Origin of the sequence: Billgrantia aerodenitrificans (genome assembly GCF_021404405.1) — a bacterium.
Taxonomy (GTDB): domain Bacteria; phylum Pseudomonadota; class Gammaproteobacteria; order Pseudomonadales; family Halomonadaceae; genus Halomonas; species Halomonas aerodenitrificans.
The window spans coordinates 163,031-177,208 of record NZ_JABFTV010000005.1; the positions used below are offsets into that span (position 1 = coordinate 163,031).

The 14,178-nt window shown below is 64.9% G+C and carries 15 protein-coding genes; 3 read left to right on the top strand and 12 right to left on the bottom strand.

Going from position 1 to position 14,178, the window contains the following annotated elements; translation table 11 throughout:
- The first annotated feature begins 33 nt into the window (after positions 1–33).
- Complete coding sequence (locus tag HOP59_RS11230) at positions 34–1,410, top strand: FAD-binding oxidoreductase (RefSeq protein ID WP_234254019.1); 1,377 nt, start codon at positions 34–36, stop codon at positions 1,408–1,410.
- Between the two features lie 25 nt (positions 1,411–1,435).
- Here HOP59_RS11230 and HOP59_RS11235 read toward each other — a convergent pair whose 3' ends face one another.
- The 5 genes from HOP59_RS11235 to HOP59_RS11255 all read right to left on the bottom strand — a co-directional run bounded on the left by HOP59_RS11235 (position 1,436) and on the right by HOP59_RS11255 (position 5,199).
- Positions 1,436–2,644, bottom strand: a complete 1,209-nt coding sequence (locus tag HOP59_RS11235; protein WP_234254020.1) for a molybdopterin molybdotransferase MoeA — start codon at positions 2,642–2,644, stop codon at positions 1,436–1,438.
- Complete coding sequence (moaB, locus tag HOP59_RS11240; RefSeq protein WP_010628568.1) at positions 2,637–3,158, bottom strand: molybdenum cofactor biosynthesis protein B; 522 nt, start codon at positions 3,156–3,158, stop codon at positions 2,637–2,639. The genes HOP59_RS11235 and moaB overlap by 8 nt, the downstream gene beginning before the upstream one ends.
- Positions 3,155–3,475, bottom strand: a complete 321-nt coding sequence (locus HOP59_RS11245; protein WP_010628569.1) for a DUF1244 domain-containing protein — start codon at positions 3,473–3,475, stop codon at positions 3,155–3,157. Before HOP59_RS11245 ends, moaB begins: the two co-directional genes overlap by 4 nt.
- Positions 3,476–3,530: 55 nt before the next feature.
- A complete protein-coding gene (locus tag HOP59_RS11250; RefSeq protein ID WP_010628570.1) occupies positions 3,531–4,163 on the bottom strand; it encodes a helix-turn-helix domain-containing protein in 633 nt (210 codons plus the stop codon).
- Between the two features lie 100 nt (positions 4,164–4,263).
- Positions 4,264–5,199, bottom strand: coding sequence for a histone deacetylase family protein (locus HOP59_RS11255; RefSeq protein WP_010628571.1), 936 nt, complete (start codon positions 5,197–5,199; stop codon positions 4,264–4,266).
- 109 nt (positions 5,200–5,308) lie between these two features.
- Between HOP59_RS11255 and HOP59_RS11260 the strand changes: the two genes are divergently transcribed.
- Positions 5,309–8,056, top strand: a complete 2,748-nt coding sequence (locus HOP59_RS11260; RefSeq protein WP_010628572.1) for a bifunctional acetate--CoA ligase family protein/GNAT family N-acetyltransferase — start codon at positions 5,309–5,311, stop codon at positions 8,054–8,056.
- 379 nt (positions 8,057–8,435) lie between these two features.
- On the opposite strand, the gene pdxH is transcribed toward HOP59_RS11260, so the two are convergent.
- The 5 genes from pdxH to HOP59_RS11285 form a co-directional block, all read right to left on the bottom strand.
- Positions 8,436–9,077, bottom strand: a complete 642-nt coding sequence (gene pdxH / locus HOP59_RS11265; RefSeq protein ID WP_234254021.1) for a pyridoxamine 5'-phosphate oxidase — start codon at positions 9,075–9,077, stop codon at positions 8,436–8,438.
- Positions 9,078–9,193: 116 nt separating this feature from the next.
- Positions 9,194–9,595 (bottom strand): DUF2069 domain-containing protein, encoded by a 402-nt coding sequence (locus HOP59_RS11270; RefSeq protein ID WP_010628574.1) that lies wholly within the window; start codon positions 9,593–9,595, stop codon positions 9,194–9,196.
- Positions 9,592–10,212 (bottom strand): NAD(P)H:quinone oxidoreductase, encoded by a 621-nt coding sequence (wrbA, locus tag HOP59_RS11275; protein ID WP_234254022.1) that lies wholly within the window; start codon positions 10,210–10,212, stop codon positions 9,592–9,594. The genes HOP59_RS11270 and wrbA overlap by 4 nt, the downstream gene beginning before the upstream one ends.
- A 25-nt stretch (positions 10,213–10,237) precedes the next feature.
- Positions 10,238–10,594 (bottom strand): arsenate reductase (glutaredoxin), encoded by a 357-nt coding sequence (gene arsC / locus HOP59_RS11280; protein WP_010628576.1) that lies wholly within the window; start codon positions 10,592–10,594, stop codon positions 10,238–10,240.
- Between the two features lie 91 nt (positions 10,595–10,685).
- A complete protein-coding gene (locus HOP59_RS11285; RefSeq protein ID WP_234254023.1) occupies positions 10,686–11,147 on the bottom strand; it encodes a gamma-glutamylcyclotransferase family protein in 462 nt (153 codons plus the stop codon).
- Positions 11,148–11,270: 123 nt separating this feature from the next.
- Between HOP59_RS11285 and smrA the strand changes: the two genes are divergently transcribed.
- Entirely contained in the window at positions 11,271–11,864 is a 594-nt protein-coding gene (gene smrA / locus HOP59_RS11290) for a DNA endonuclease SmrA (RefSeq protein ID WP_234254024.1), read from the top strand.
- A gap of 85 nt (positions 11,865–11,949) precedes the next feature.
- Here the strand turns inward: smrA and HOP59_RS11295 are convergent, their stop codons facing one another.
- On the bottom strand, positions 11,950–12,486 hold the full coding sequence (locus tag HOP59_RS11295; protein WP_234254025.1) for a DUF934 domain-containing protein: 537 nt from the start codon (positions 12,484–12,486) through the stop codon (positions 11,950–11,952).
- Positions 12,479–14,131, bottom strand: coding sequence for a nitrite/sulfite reductase (locus tag HOP59_RS11300; RefSeq protein ID WP_010628580.1), 1,653 nt, complete (start codon positions 14,129–14,131; stop codon positions 12,479–12,481). Before HOP59_RS11300 ends, HOP59_RS11295 begins: the two co-directional genes overlap by 8 nt.
- Between the last annotated feature and the right edge of the window lie 47 nt (positions 14,132–14,178).

The following is a 14,178-nucleotide window of genomic DNA, read 5'->3' on the forward strand; positions in this document are numbered from 1 at the left end:
AATTGCTCGAATGACTCTGGGAGCCTAAATACAATGAAACCCGTGATTGAAGCTCTGATCGATGCTCTAGGCGAGCAGGCCGTGTTGCATGGCGCTCGGGTCGCCGAGCGTGCCACGAGCTACTGGGACGCATCCCCGACCCAGGCACTAGCAGTGGTCAAGCCGCGTACCACCGGGGAGGTCAGCAAGGCGCTCGAGATTTGCCATCGCCACGACCAACCGGTCGTGACCCAGGGCGGACTGACGGGGTGCGTACAAGGCGCGGTTGCCTCGAACGAAGAGGTCATCGTCTCGCTGGAGCGCATGAACGCCATCGAGTCCATCGACCCGGTCGGTGGTAGTGCGACGGTCCAGGCGGGCGTCACCTTGCAGGCCCTTCAGGAGGCGGCACGGGAGCACGACTGTCTGTTCGCACTGGACCTGGGGGCACGCGGCAGCTGCACCATTGGCGGCAACGTCGCGACCAATGCCGGCGGCATCAGCGTGATGCGCTACGGCATGATGCGCAGCCAGATCCTCGGCCTGGAAGCGGTACTCGCCGACGGCACGGTGATGTCGAGCATGGACGAAGTGCTCAAGAACAATGCCGGCTACGATCTCAAGCACCTGATGATCGGCACTGAAGGTACGCTGGGGATCGTGACCCGAGTGGTAGTGCGTCTTCATCCCTTGCCGAAGAGTTGCAATACGGCTCTCGCCGCCCTGACCTCCTTCGAGGCGGTAACGCAGCTGCTGACGGATATGCAGAGAGACCTGGCTGGCACACTCAGCGCTTATGAGGTGATGTGGAACAGCTACTACCATGCGGCTACCGAGCCGGGTGGGCACCCGTCTCCACTGGGCCGGGAGTATCCGTTCTATGTTCTGCTGCAGGCAGAAGGTGCCGATGTCGAAAGAGATTCGCTGCATTTCGAACAGTTGCTCGAACGGTCTCTCGAATCTGGCGTGATCGTCGATGCCGTGATTCCAAAATCCGAGAGCGAGCGGCACGCCTTATGGGAAATCCGGGAAAACTTCGAGGCCATGCTCGCGGGGCGAACCACCTTTCTTTACGACGTGAGCCTGCCGATCAGGGCGATGGCAGGCTACGCGGAAGCCGTCAGGCAGCGGATCGTCGCGCGCTGGCCCGATGCGCGCTGCATCCAGTTCGGCCACATCGCCGACGGTAACCTGCACCTCTTCATACAGCCCGAGAGCCAGGATGCCGATCACCTGGCAAGCGACGAGGCAGTATATGCACCCTTGCTCGACGTGGGAGGATCGGTCTCGGCCGAGCACGGCATCGGCATGGAGAAGAAGGCCTGGCTTGCCCGCAGCCGGAGCGATACCGAGGTCGAACTCATGCGAAGCCTCAAGCGTGCCTGGGACCCCAAGAATCTGCTCAACCCCGGTAGAGTTTTCTCGCTGTAGTGCCTGAGTTAGTTAGCGCCTGAACTCAATCGACCCGCAGCCATAGACAGTCGAGCCTGTCGCCTGGGTTGATCTGGGCATCGGCCGGCACCACCGCCAGCGCATCGGCCTTCACGCAGGAGGAGAGCACGCCGGAGCCCTGATCGGGAAAGGCGTGCGCGGTGAGCTCGCCCTGCGTCATGTTCAGCGCCACCCGCATGTAGTGCCGCCGCGGTCCGGTACGGGTGGAGAAGTCGGCCCGCGCGCTCAGGGTGGGCAGCGTGGCCAGGGCGGGGCAGGCGAGCAGGGCGCCCATCAGCGGCCGCAGGAACAGCCAGGCGGCAACGAAACTGGAGACCGGGTTGCCGGGCAGGCCGACGAAGCGAACCTCACGCCCGTCACTGGCGTCGAGCCGGCCCAGCGCCAGCGGCTTGCCGGGCTTGAGCGCCAGGCGCCACAGGTCGAGCCGGCCGATGTCTTCGATGGCGTTCTTGACGTGGTCTTCCTCACCGACGCTGACGCCACCGGTGGTGACGACCACTTCGGCCTGGTCCGCGGCCAGCGCCAGCATGGCCCGGGTGCCTTCGGCGTCGTCGGGCATCGAGGCGATGAAGGTGACCTCGGCGCCGAAGCGCTCCAGTAGCTCCTTCAACATGGGCCGATTGGTGTTGTAGATCTGGCCGGCTGCCAAAGGCTGGCCAGGCTCGACGATCTCGTCGCCACTGTTGAGCAGCGCGACCCGCGGCCGTCGCCGCACCGCCACCTCGACCACGCCCTGGCTGGCCAGATGCCCAAGCGCGGCGGCATCCAGCCGATGGCCGGCCTCGAGCAGCACCGCACCGGCTGCCACGTCGCTGCCGCGGTGGCGCACGTTATTGTCGGCAGGCACCTGAGCCGGGATGTCGGCGGCGTCGCCGACGACCTCGACCTGCTCCTGCATCACCACGCAGTCGGCGCCTTGCGGCAGCTCGGCCCCGGTGAAGATGCGCGCGCAGGTGCCCCGCATGAGCGGCTGCGGCGAGACACCGGCGGCAATCCGCTGGACGATCGGCAAGCGCTGACCGGCATCTGCATGGTGCAGGGCATAGCCGTCCATGGCGCTGTTGTGAAACGGGGGCACGTCGAGCCGGGCGACGACCTCGTCGGCCAGCACCCGACGGCTGGCCTGGGCACAGTCGACGATTTCCGCATCGACGGCGACGACACCCTCGAGCAGGGCAGCCAGGGCCGCCTCGACGGATTGCAGTTCAGACATGCTGGCCTCGTTCGGGAATGACCAGATTGGCGAAATTGCACGGCTTGTGGCGGCTGTCGAGCTGCTCGGCGAGCAACCCGTCCCAGGCAGTGCGACAAGCCCCGCTGGAGCCTGGCAGGCAGAAGATCACCGTGGCATTGGCCAGGCCACCGAGACAGCGGCTCTGGATGGTCGAGCTGCCGACCTCCTGCCAGGAGAGCTGACGAAACTGCTCGCCGAACCCCTCGATACGCTTGTCCAGCAGCACCGATACCGCCTCGGGGGTGGAGTCGCGGCCGGTAAAGCCGGTGCCCCCGGTGGTCAGGATCACCTGAACTTCGGGATCGGCGATCCACTCCGATACCACCGCGCGGATGCGGTAGACGTCATCGATGACGATGCGGCGCTCGGCCAGCCGGTGCCCGGCTTCGGTCAAACGCTCGGCGAGCAGGGCGCCGCTGCGGTCGCTGTTGAAGTCGCGGGTATCGGAAATGGTCAGTACCGCTACGTTGAGCGGGATCATCGCCTCACTCATGCCTGCGACTCCTGCTTGCGGGCCTGGCGCTCTTCGAAGGCGGCCAGCTGTTCCGGCGTGGCCTTGAGCTGATACTTGGCCTTCCATTCCTCGTAGGGCATGCCATAGACGTAGTCGCGGGCCGTTTCGTAGTCGAGCTCGGCCCCTTGTTCGTCGGCGGCGGCCACCAGCCACTTCGACAGGCAGTTGCGGCAGAAGTCGGCGAGAATCATCAGATCGATGTTCTGCACGTCCTTGTTGGCGTCCAGATGCCGGAGCAGGCGGCGGAAAGCGGCGGCCTCGAGCTGAGTGCGGGTGGCGTCGTCGAGATGCTGCATACGTTGGCTCCTGTTGAAATCGCCTCAGGATAGCAAAACTGCTGCGCCGGTGGGCTCAAACGGCATCACCGCGGGTGCAGACCGACAGCACTACGGCATCCTCTTCACTGACCGAGACCAGGGCGTGGCCCATGTCGCTGTCGAAATAGATGCTGTCGCCGCGGGAGAGCTGCAGCGGCTCGTAGAATTCGGTATAGAGGAGAATCTCGCCCTCCAGCACCATCAGGAACTCCTCCCCGTCGTGACGCACCCACTCGCTGAACTCTTCGAAACTGCGTGCCCGCACGATGGTCTTGAAGGGGATCATGCGCTTCTGGGCCAGCTCGCAGCTGAGCAGCTCGTGCTCGTAGGTGGGGGTCGGGTGGCGCTCGCCTTCGCCCTGACGGGTCAGGTCGCGGCGTCCCATGGTGCGTGTCTGCACCTTGGGTGGGGTAAGCAGCTGGGGAAGATCGATGCCCAGACCGTTGATGAGTTTCTGTACCGCGGTGAACGTCGGCGAGATCTGGTTGTTCTCGATCTTGGAAAGGGTGGAGCGGGCCAGCCCCGTGCGCTGACTGACATCCTCCAGCGTCCACTGGTTGGACAGGCGAATTTCCTTGAGTCGTTCACCCAGGCGCAGGGGCTCGACGAACGGCTTGCGTCCCGAGGCGATGCGCAGTGCAGCCTGCTGATCGGTATTGGCGGGCATGGATCGGTTCACTATTGGAAACAGAGTTTCTCAAAGCGTACCACAGAAGGGACGGCGTGCCTCGCACCAACACGCCCCTGGTTTGCCTGGCGCCGACGCCTCACTGCTCGAAGGGAAGCCCCAGCAGCGCCTTGACGTGCGCCTCTACGCTGCGCCCCAGAGAATCCAGGTCGTAGCCGCCCTCGAGCACCGAGACCAGGCGGTTGTCGGCGTACAGCGCGGCGATGTCCAGCGCCAGCCGGGTGATCCAGTAGTAGTCCTCGTCTTCCAGGCAGAGCTCAGCCAGGGGGTCTTCGCGATGCGCGTCGAAGCCGGCCGAGACGAGTACCAGCTCGGGCTTGAAGGCATGCAGCGCCGGCAGCCAATCGTCCTCGATCGCCTTGCGGAAGGCAGCACTTTCGGTACCGGCCTCGAGGGGGGTGTTGACCACGTTCTGCCACTCGCTGCGCAGGTAGCGCCAGGGATAGAAGGGGTACTGGAAACTGGTGCAGATCAGGATGTCGGGATCATCCTTGAAGATGTCGATGGTGCCGTTGCACTGGTGCACGTCGAAATCGAGAATCGCGATACGGCGTACGCCATGGCGCGCGCGGGCATGAGCAGCACCGACCGCGACGTTGTTGTAGAAGCAGAAGCCCATGGCGTCGGTGGCCTCGGCATGGTGGCCGGGCGGGCGTACCGCGCAGAAGACGTTGTCGGCCTGGCCGCGATAGACCTGATCGACCCCGCGGATCACCGCGCCAGCGGCCACCCGGGCGGCGCTCAGGCTGTCGGGGTTCATCAGAGTATCGCTGTCCAGCGTGACGATACCCGTTTCGGGAACGCACTTGTCCAGGGCGCGAAGGTGGCGCAGCGGATGGACCCTGGCCAGCTCCTCTTCGCTGGCCGGGCGCGCTTCCGACTGCATGGTCTGCTGCAACAGGCCGCTGAGGGCGAGGCGGGCGCGAATGGCCTCGAGACGCAGGGGGCTTTCGGGGTGCTCCGGGCCCATATGGTGAAGGTCGCAGTCGGGATGCGAAATGAACGACGTGATCATATGAACTCCAGAGTGACTGAAGTCACCTTAATGCGCCCAAGCCCTTGCACAACAGTGTCAATAAGTCGTACACAGGGAAGCATCTTTCCGTTCTGGTGGAGGCGACGTCTTGAGTACCCGGTTCCTGCGCCACTTCTTCGAACCTCGCACCATTGCGGTGATCGGCGCTTCGGAAAAGCCTCATTCGATCGGCGGCATCGTGATCCGGAACCTGCAGGAAGCGGGCTTTCCCGGCACGCTGTGGGCGGTCAACCGCAGGGGCTATGAGTCGGTCTTCGGCCAGCCCTGCGTTTCACGCATCGCCGAGCTGCCCGAAACGCCGGATCTGGCGGTGGTCTGTACCCCGGCCGACACCCTGCCCAAGGTGATATCGCGGCTGGGCAGAATCGGCGTCAAGGCGGCGCTGGTGCTGTCCGGCGGGGCCCATCTGGACGAAACCGAAGGGGACAAGGGCTCGATTCGCGAGCGCATGCTCACGGCGGCGCGCGAATCGGGTATCCGTGTGCTCGGCCCTGAGTGCATGGGGCTGATCGTGCCGGGTCGCCGTATCAACGCCTCCTATGCCAGTCAGCCGGTCAAGGCTGGCAAGGTCGCCTATCTCGGGCAGTCGGGCATGCTTGGCAACGCCATGATCGATTGGGCGGCAGGGCGTGGCATCGGCTTCTCGCACCTGATCACGGTAGGCGACAGCGTCGACGTCATGCTTCCCGACCTGATCGACTACATCAACCAGTTCGCCCCGACCCAGGCCATCCTGCTGCACCTCGAGCGTATCCAGGATTCGCAGCATTTCATGACCGCCCTGCGCGATGCCTCGCGCAATCGCCTGGTGCTGGCGATCAAGAGCGGACGCACGCCCCAGTCCGACCTTTCCGGCATGCCGCCCACGCCGGGCATCGCCAACCGCGACGTGGTATTCGATGCCGCCTTGGCGCGCGCCGGGGTGGTGCGGGTCAACGACTCCGACGAGCTGTTCGATGCGCTGATGACGCTGTCGCAGATGCGGCCGCTCAAGGGCGACCGCCTGGCCATCGTCTCCAACGGCCTGGGGCCCGCCATGCTCGCCATCGACAAGCTGATCAGCGCCGGTGGCACCCTGGCCAGCTTCAGCCAGGAGACCCGCACGGCGCTGCGCAAGGGCGACTTCGACATGAGCAAACCCGGCGAGAATCCAGTGGATCTGGGCGGCAACGCCACGCCGGAGCGTTTCGTCGACGCCCTGGAGATCGTCGCCGCCGACCCAGGGGTCGATGCGGTGCTGGTGGTGCATGCCCCCACGCGCCTGGCGCCGTCGAAGGTCACTGCCCAGGCGCTGATCGCCAATCGCAAGCGCTTCAAGCGCAACCTGCTGACCAGTTGGATGGGACTCGAAGGCGCCCTCTATGCACGCCACGAGTGCAGCCTGGCGGGCATACCGACCTACGTCTCGCCGGAGAAAGCGGTCAAGGCCTTCATGCACATGGTCGACTACCAGCGTGTGCAGGCGCTGCTGCAGGAAACCCCACCTAGCCTGCCGTTCAGCACCACGCCCGACATTCGTGCCCGCTGCCGCACCCTGATCGAACAGGCCAGGTCAGAGGGGCGCGAGATGCTGTCTCACTCCGAAACCGCCCAGGTACTGGAGGCCTACGGTATCCCCGTGGCCTCGAGCCGCTACGTGCACACGCCCGAGGAAGCCGCAGCCGCGGCTCGGGATCTCGAAGGGCCTTGGGCGCTCAAGGTAGTACACGACGGCAACTGCCGGCCGTTTCGCTATCGCAAGCATCCCCACCGCATCTCGGCGGGACTGCTGCAGGATCTCGACGACCCGCAGCAGGTGGCCGAGGGCCTCACCCGGCTGGGACACAAGGTGCACGAGAAATTCCCCCCGGTGAAGATTCGCGAGTACTGCCTGCAGTCCATGCAGCGGGGCAAGCAGTCGATGCAGATCTGCGCCGGCATCACCCGCGACCCGGTGTTCGGTCCGCTCATCGTGTTCGGCATCGGCGGCTACAAGGTCAACATCCTGGCCGACCGGCAGGTAGCACTGCCACCGCTGAACATGACGCTGGCGGCGGACGTGGTCGGACGCACCCATGCCGCGCGCCTGATCCGCGAGCACTCCAGCGAACCCGAACGCGATCTTCAGCGGCTATGCCAGCTACTGGTCAAGCTATCGCAGATGGCCTCGGACCTGCTCGAACTGCGTGGGCTCGAGCTCAACCCGCTGCTGCTCAACCGCGATGGGGTGGTGGCGGTGGATTTCGCCCTCGATCTCGGCTCACCGGCACGCTTCGCGATCATGCCTTACCCGGAAGAGCTGCGGGAATGGGTGACGCTGAACAACGGCATGCGGGTCGAGGTGCGCCCCATTCGCGCCGAGGATGCACCCCTGATCACCAGCTTCCACAGTCAGCTCTCCGAGGAGAGCATTCGCTTTCGCTACTTTCACAACAAGTCCGATCTCAGCCAGCGCGACCTGTCGATCCTGTCGCACATCAACTACGACCGTCAGATGGCGTTCATTGCCGAACATCAGAAGGAGGACGGCAGCAAGGAGATGCTGGGGGTGGTCCGGGTGTGGAACGACCCGGACAACATTCGCACCGAGTTCTCGATCATCGTGCGCGACGACATGGCCGGGCAGGGGCTCGGCAGCCTGCTGATGCGCAAGATGATCGGCTACTGCAAGAGCGTCGGCACGCTGGAGATGATCGGCAAGATAATGGTCGACAATCACCCCATGCGAGCCCTGATGAAGTACCTGGGCTTCCGCTGCCGTTACAACATGGAGGAACAGGTGGTGGATGCGGTGCTGCGGCTCAACGAGCCGGAGAGCGAATGGCAGAGGCTGCGTCTGGAAAGCCTCCCCGACTAGGGAAACGCTGCACAAATGTCTGCGCGGGCAAATCGCTGCGTTGCGCGGTGCTGGTGCGCCAGCCCGGTCGGAATCCTCACATATACCCCATATGCTCCGGTTGACTCGAAGCCTGCGGCTTCTCGCCCCTTCGGGGCCAGCCTACGGCTGTTTGTCGCTTCGCTCGGTACTGTGCTCCGTGCGCCTTGCGACCCACAGGGATGTGGGAAGTGCGTTGGTTCGTAGGGAACGAACCTAGCCGCTTCACTCCGCTCGCCTATTTGTTCAGCAGTTTCCTAGCGGAAACCCCGATTCATTACTGCGCTTGATATCCTGGCCGCCGGCGGCGGCCAGCCTATCTTCGCTCGTGACATGAAATCAGGGCTTCCTGGCGGTCAGCTCACGGGGCGAGACGGAAGGAGCGCCAGCTCTCGTCGCGGTACTCGTAGCGGATGCGGTCGTGCAGCCGGCTCGGCTGCCCCTGCCAGAATTCAATCATGTCCGGCACCACGCGGTAACCGCCCCAGTGCACCGGGCGCGGAATGTCCTGACCCTCGTAGGCCTGCTCGAAACGGTGCTGACGCTCTTCGATCCAGTGCCGGTCGGGGATCACCACGCTCTGGGTGGCGACCCAGGCACCCAACTGGCTGGCGCGCGGCCTGCTGTTGAAGTAGGCATCCGACTCATCCTCGGCTACCAGTTCCACCCGGCCCTCGACGCGAATTTGCCGGCCCAGCGAGGGCCACCAGAACACCAGTGCGGCATGCGGCACGTTGGCCAGCTCGCTACCCTTGTGGCTGTGATAGTTGGTGTAGAAGACCAGGCCGCGCTCATCGGAGCCCTTCAACAGCACGATGCGCGCATGGGGCAGGCCCTGGCTGTCCACGGTGGCCAGGGTCATCACGTTGCCGTCCTCGCCTTCGCTATCGAGCGCCAGCGTCAGCCACTCGTCGAACAGCACCATGGGCTCGGCGGGCACCATGCTTTCCTCGAGCCTGCCGCCCTCGTAATCGCGCCGGATATCGGCAATGTTGCGTGTCATGGCGTACTCCTCGTCCTTTTTCTCAATGGTGGCCGCTGTGCGAGAGCAGCACAACACCTGCGCTTTGACCGTCGTCACGGATTCCATTCACTGCAGCGGAGCAGCATAGGCGAAGGTCACTCACCGCGCTGCGCTTTCATCTGTCGGCTGCGAAAGCGGGCGTAGAACATGCAGCCGGTGAACAGCCCCAGCGCCGCGAGTGCTTCGGCGATACCCAGCAGCCCCTGACCGGGAAGCGTGGCCACCATGACCCCCTGAACGAAGTAGAGCAGGCTGACGAAGGCGAGCCAGACATGCCCACGGGGGCGCTTGGCGACGATCGAAGGCAGGAACAGGATCAGCGGTAGGCCGCGGATCAGGATGGGCGTCAGCGGGTTGGCGCCGGCTTCCATGGCCAGGCCGCTCCAGGCCAGCAGCGCCAGGAGAACGACATAGCTGACGAGCACCGCCTGACGGCTGCGCTCGGTGAGGAAGTCCAGCCCATGACGCGCCTCGAGCCCCTCGACCCAGCGCCTCATGAGCCTTCCCTCAGGCTGTCGAGCGCCAGCGCCAAACGAGCCAGCCGCTTGCCCTGAGCGCGCACCAGCCGGCGCTCGGCATCCGTCAGAGGCTGATCGCTGCGCTGCCCGGCCACATGGCTGGCCCCGTAGGGTGTGCCGCCCGCGGTGGTGGTCATCAGGTCGGTCTCGCTGTAGGGCAGGCCGGCATAGACCATGCCGTGGTGCAGCAAGGGCAGCAGCATGGAGACCAGCGTGGTTTCCTGGCCGCCGTGCAGGCTTGAGGTAGAGGTGAAGGCAGTGGCCGGCTTGTCCACCAGGGCACCGTTGAGCCACAGCGCACTGGTCGAGTCGATGAAATGCTTGAGCGGCGCGGCCATGTTGCCGAAGCGGGTCGGGCTGCCCAGCGCCAGGCCGGCGCAATGACGCAGGTCGTCCAGTTCGGCATAAATGGCACCCTCGGCGGGAATCTCCGGGTCGACTGCCTCACAGGTGGGCGAAACCGGCGGCACGGTGCGCAGCCGAGCCTCGATGCCGGAGCAGGACTCCACGCCGGCGGCCAGCTGTTCGGCCATGCTGCGCGTGGCGCCGTGGCGGGAATAATAGAGAATCAGCACATAGGGCAGGGAGTCGCGCATCGTGGCTCCAGAAGCAGAGGAAAGGTCAATCGCGGGCGTGAAGCAGGGCCAGCACGTCTTCGGGCGGGCGGCCGATGACGGCACGCTTGCCGTCGTCGGCAATCGGCCGTTCCAACAGCCTGGGAAAGCGCACCAGCGCGCTTATCACCTGCTCCTGATCCTGCAGGTCGGTATCTTCGACTTCCTTCCACTCCGCTTCCTTGGTGCGCACCAGAGCCTCGCCGTCGGCGTCCAGGCGCGACATGAGGTCACGCAGCTCCTCTTCGCTGAGCGGCTCGTCGAGGTAGCGACGCACCCTGACCTCGGCGCCGCGCTCCTCGAGCAGCGCCAGCGCCTGTCGCGACTTGGAGCAGCGGGGATTGTGGTAGAGCGTAATGGCCATGCGAGACTCCTCGATCCATGAAAGCTGGCCCGTATTGTAGAAGGGGCATCGTGTCGTCCACAACCGTGATGCTCGGGAATCTCCGCGCCGATCAGTCGGTTGCATTGGACTCGCGGGCTTGTGAAGGGGGTCGTGACGCCTCGTCGAGGCGACGATAGACCCATGCCATGCGGCCATCCGCAAGGCGCATGGGAACGCGCTGATAGCGAATGCCCAGTCGCTCGTAGCGGTCCAGCCGTTCCAGCTCGTCGGCATCGACCACTACCACTTCTCCCAGTACCCGCTCGTCGGACGCTTCGACCAGATCGAGGCGCTCGCGGCGAAAGCCTTCGAGTACGGCCGTCTCGGTCTCCCCCGCACGACCCATGACCACCCAGCGCAGCGGGGCAAAGCGCAGCGTACCGTAGACGAACACGGCGTGCTCACCGGCCTCGATCTCAGGCAGATGGGCGGGGCGATCGTAGGTGTAAGGACTCAGCATGGTGAGCCATAGCCAGCCGGCCAGGGCGAGCAGGCCCAACAGCATGGCGAGAACGTAATGACGCAGGCGCATGTCGTCTCCCTATGACATGTGAAAACACATCCTGCCACGCCGAGAGGGCGGTTGTCCGGTTCTCCGCCGCCAGTGGGCTCTGTTAGGATGCTAGTCGAGGCTCGATCACAGCGGAGGTTGCCCATGACGCACTCAGCACACGAGGATCAGGACTTCAGGGCACTGGTGGGTGATGTGAAGCCACTGCGCAGGAGCGCCAATCGAGCCGATCCGGGCCAGCGTCGTAGCCGGCCCAGCGAGGCACAGCTGGCTCGCCGCGAGAGCGCCCAGGCGGAGCTCGGGGAGAACAATTTCCTGTCGGACGATTTCGTCGAGCTGGTGCCGCCGTTCGATCCCCTGGCATTTCGCCGCGACGGCATTCAGCAGGGCGTGGTCGACCGCCTGCGGCACGGCGGCTATCCCGCCCAGTCGCGTCTGCATCTGCTGCGCCGCCCGCTGGCGGAGTGCCGCCGGATGCTGCCGCCCTTCATACGTGAAGCCTATGCCCACGATCTGCGCTCGCTGCTGATCGTGCATGGCCGTGGGCAGGAGATCGACAGCCCTGCCAACGTGCTGCGTTCCTACCTGGCCAAGTGGTTGGTGCAGTTCGACGAGGTGCAGGCATTCGCTTCCGCCCAGCAGGCCGACGGCGGCCTGGGAGCGACCTGGGTGATGCTGCGCAAGAGCGAGCGGGCGAGGGCGGACAACCGCGAGCGTCAGCAGAAGCGCCGCGGCTGATCGCAAGGTCGAAAGCCGGCACGAGGCCGGCTTTCGTTCTGGATGGCGCGATAGGGCTTTGCGTCAGGGGGTCTCGTACGCGGGGCTAGGCCAGCGCCGGCTCCACCCGTTTGGCGACTTCACGCATGCGCTGGCGGAACAGCGGCTCGCTCACGTCGACGGCCGGCTGATAGGCACGGCTGAAGGTGTTCAGCGCGTTCAGCGCGTCTTCCAGCCACTGATCTTCACGCAGCGACAGCGCGTTGAAACCGCAGCGGGTGAGGAAGAAGGCCTGATCGACCAGCACGTCGCCAATGGCGCGAATCTCGCCATCGAAGCCGTAGCGCTCGCGCAGCAGGCGCGCCAGGCTGTAGCCGCGGCCATCGGTGAACTTGGGGAAGTCGATGGCAATCAGCGGGGCGGCTGCCAGCTGTTCGGCCAGCTCCGGCGTCAGCTCGGTGTCGCTGGAAAGCCACGGCGCCAGCTCACGGCTGCCTTCCAGCGCCTGCCAGCGTGCCAGGGGCACGATGGCAGGAGTGGCAGCCGGAAGCTCCGCTTCGGCGTCGCGAATCAGCACCCAGCGGTCGTCGGCCGGCTTGCCGTCACGGATGAAAGGGCGCTGGATGGCGTTCTGATCAGGCATAGACCCGCTCCTTGAATGGCTTGAGGCCGATACGGCGATACGTTTCGATGAAGGTCTCGCCTTCGGCACGCTCGCCGACGTAGACCTGCAGCACCTTGTCGATGACGTCGGGCACGCTCTCGCGGTCGAACGAGGGGCCGAGAATCTTGCCCAGCGAGGAGTCGTTGCCCTGGGCTCCGCCGAGAGAGATCTGGTACCACTCCTCACCCTTCTTGTCGACGCCGAGAATGCCGATGTGGCCCACGTGGTGGTGACCGCAGGCATTCATGCAGCCAGAAATGTTGAGATCCAGCGGCCCCAGGTCATAGAGGTAGTCGATGTCCTCGAAGCGCTCCTGAATCGCCTGAGCCACCGGGATCGACTTGGCATTGGCCAGGGCGCAGTAATCGCCGCCGGGGCAGCAGATCAGGTCAGCCAGGGTGCCCACGGTGGGGTTGGCCAGGCCCAGCTCTTCCAGGCGATGCCAGAGTTCCTCGAGGCGGTCCACCGCCACGTCGGCCAGCACCAGGTTCTGCTCGTGGGTGACACGGATCTCGCCGTAGCTGAACTCGTCGGCCAGATCGGCCACCTGGTGCATCTGCTCCCAGGTCAGGTCGCCCGGAGAATGGTTCTTGCGCTTGAGCGAGAGGGTGACGGCCTTGTAGCCCGGCACCTTGTGGCCGTGCACGTTGTTGGTGACGAAACGCGCAAAGGCGCGATTCTCGCCGCGCAGGCGCTCGAACTCGGCAATCGCCTCTTCACCGATGGCGCGGCGCTCCGGGTCGACGAAGTGAGACTGCATCGCCTCGACGGCTTCGCGGGTCAGCGTCTGGGGGCCATCCTTGAGATGCGCCCACTCGGCGTCGACCCGACGACGGAATTCCTCGACGCCCAGCGCCTTGACCAGGATCTTGATGCGCGCCTTGAACTTGTTGTCACGGCGGCCGAACTGGTTGTAGACGCGAACCAGCGCCTCGAGATAGGTCAGCAGGTGCTGCCAGGGCAGGTCGTCACGCACTACCTCGCCGATCATCGGCGTGCGGCCGAGACCACCACCGGCCAGCACCTTGACCCGCACCTCGCCCTTGTCGTCGCGCCACAGGCGCAGGCCGACGTCGTGCACCTGGATGGCGGCGCGATCCTCGGCGGCACCGGTCACGGCGATCTTGAACTTGCGCGGCAGGTAGGTGAACTCGGGGTGAAACGTCGACCACTGACGAATCAGCTCGCACCAGGGCCGCGGATCGACTTCCTCGTCCTCGGAGATGCCGGCGAACTGATCGGTGGAGGTGTTGCGAATATCGTTGCCGCTGGTCTGGATGCCGTGCATCTGCACGCTGGCCAGTTCGGCCAGCATGTCGGGCACGGTTTCCAGCTTCGGCCAGTTCAGCTGCAGATTGGTACGGGTAGTGAAGTGACCGTAGCCGCGATCGTAGTCACGTGCCAGATCGCCCAGCTTGCGCAGCTGATAGGAGGCCAGCATGCCGTAGGGGATGGCGATACGCAGCATGGGCGCGTAGCGCTGAACATAGAGGCCGTTCTGCACGCGCAGCGGCAAGAATTCTTCGTCGCTGATCCGTCCGGCCAGATAGCGGTTCATCTGGTCGCGAAACTGAGCGACGCGTTCATTGACCAGAGTCTGATCATGGGTGTCGTAGCGATACATTCAGCCGGTCCTGCTGCAGGGGAAATGGCGGAGCGTCAGGGGGCACC

What these genes read in the sequence shown, in the direction of transcription:
- moaB (WP_010628568.1), bottom strand. Translation starts at nt 3,158, where the DNA reads ATGAGTGAGGCGATGATCCCGCTCAACGTAGCGGTACTGACCATTTCC.
- arsC (WP_010628576.1), bottom strand. Translation starts at nt 10,594, where the DNA reads ATGGCCATTACGCTCTACCACAATCCCCGCTGCTCCAAGTCGCGACAG.
- HOP59_RS11235 (WP_234254020.1), bottom strand. Translation starts at nt 2,644, where the DNA reads ATGTCTGAACTGCAATCCGTCGAGGCGGCCCTGGCTGCCCTGCTCGAG.
- smrA (WP_234254024.1), top strand. Translation starts at nt 11,271, where the DNA reads ATGACGCACTCAGCACACGAGGATCAGGACTTCAGGGCACTGGTGGGT.
- HOP59_RS11255 (WP_010628571.1), bottom strand. Translation starts at nt 5,199, where the DNA reads ATGATCACGTCGTTCATTTCGCATCCCGACTGCGACCTTCACCATATG.
- HOP59_RS11295 (WP_234254025.1), bottom strand. Translation starts at nt 12,486, where the DNA reads ATGCCTGATCAGAACGCCATCCAGCGCCCTTTCATCCGTGACGGCAAG.
- HOP59_RS11250 (WP_010628570.1), bottom strand. Translation starts at nt 4,163, where the DNA reads ATGCCCGCCAATACCGATCAGCAGGCTGCACTGCGCATCGCCTCGGGA.
- HOP59_RS11230 (WP_234254019.1), top strand. Translation starts at nt 34, where the DNA reads ATGAAACCCGTGATTGAAGCTCTGATCGATGCTCTAGGCGAGCAGGCC.
- HOP59_RS11245 (WP_010628569.1), bottom strand. Translation starts at nt 3,475, where the DNA reads ATGCAGCATCTCGACGACGCCACCCGCACTCAGCTCGAGGCCGCCGCT.
- HOP59_RS11285 (WP_234254023.1), bottom strand. Translation starts at nt 11,147, where the DNA reads ATGCGCCTGCGTCATTACGTTCTCGCCATGCTGTTGGGCCTGCTCGCC.
- HOP59_RS11300 (WP_010628580.1), bottom strand. Translation starts at nt 14,131, where the DNA reads ATGTATCGCTACGACACCCATGATCAGACTCTGGTCAATGAACGCGTC.
- HOP59_RS11270 (WP_010628574.1), bottom strand. Translation starts at nt 9,595, where the DNA reads ATGAGGCGCTGGGTCGAGGGGCTCGAGGCGCGTCATGGGCTGGACTTC.
- wrbA (WP_234254022.1), bottom strand. Translation starts at nt 10,212, where the DNA reads ATGCGCGACTCCCTGCCCTATGTGCTGATTCTCTATTATTCCCGCCAC.
- pdxH (WP_234254021.1), bottom strand. Translation starts at nt 9,077, where the DNA reads ATGACACGCAACATTGCCGATATCCGGCGCGATTACGAGGGCGGCAGG.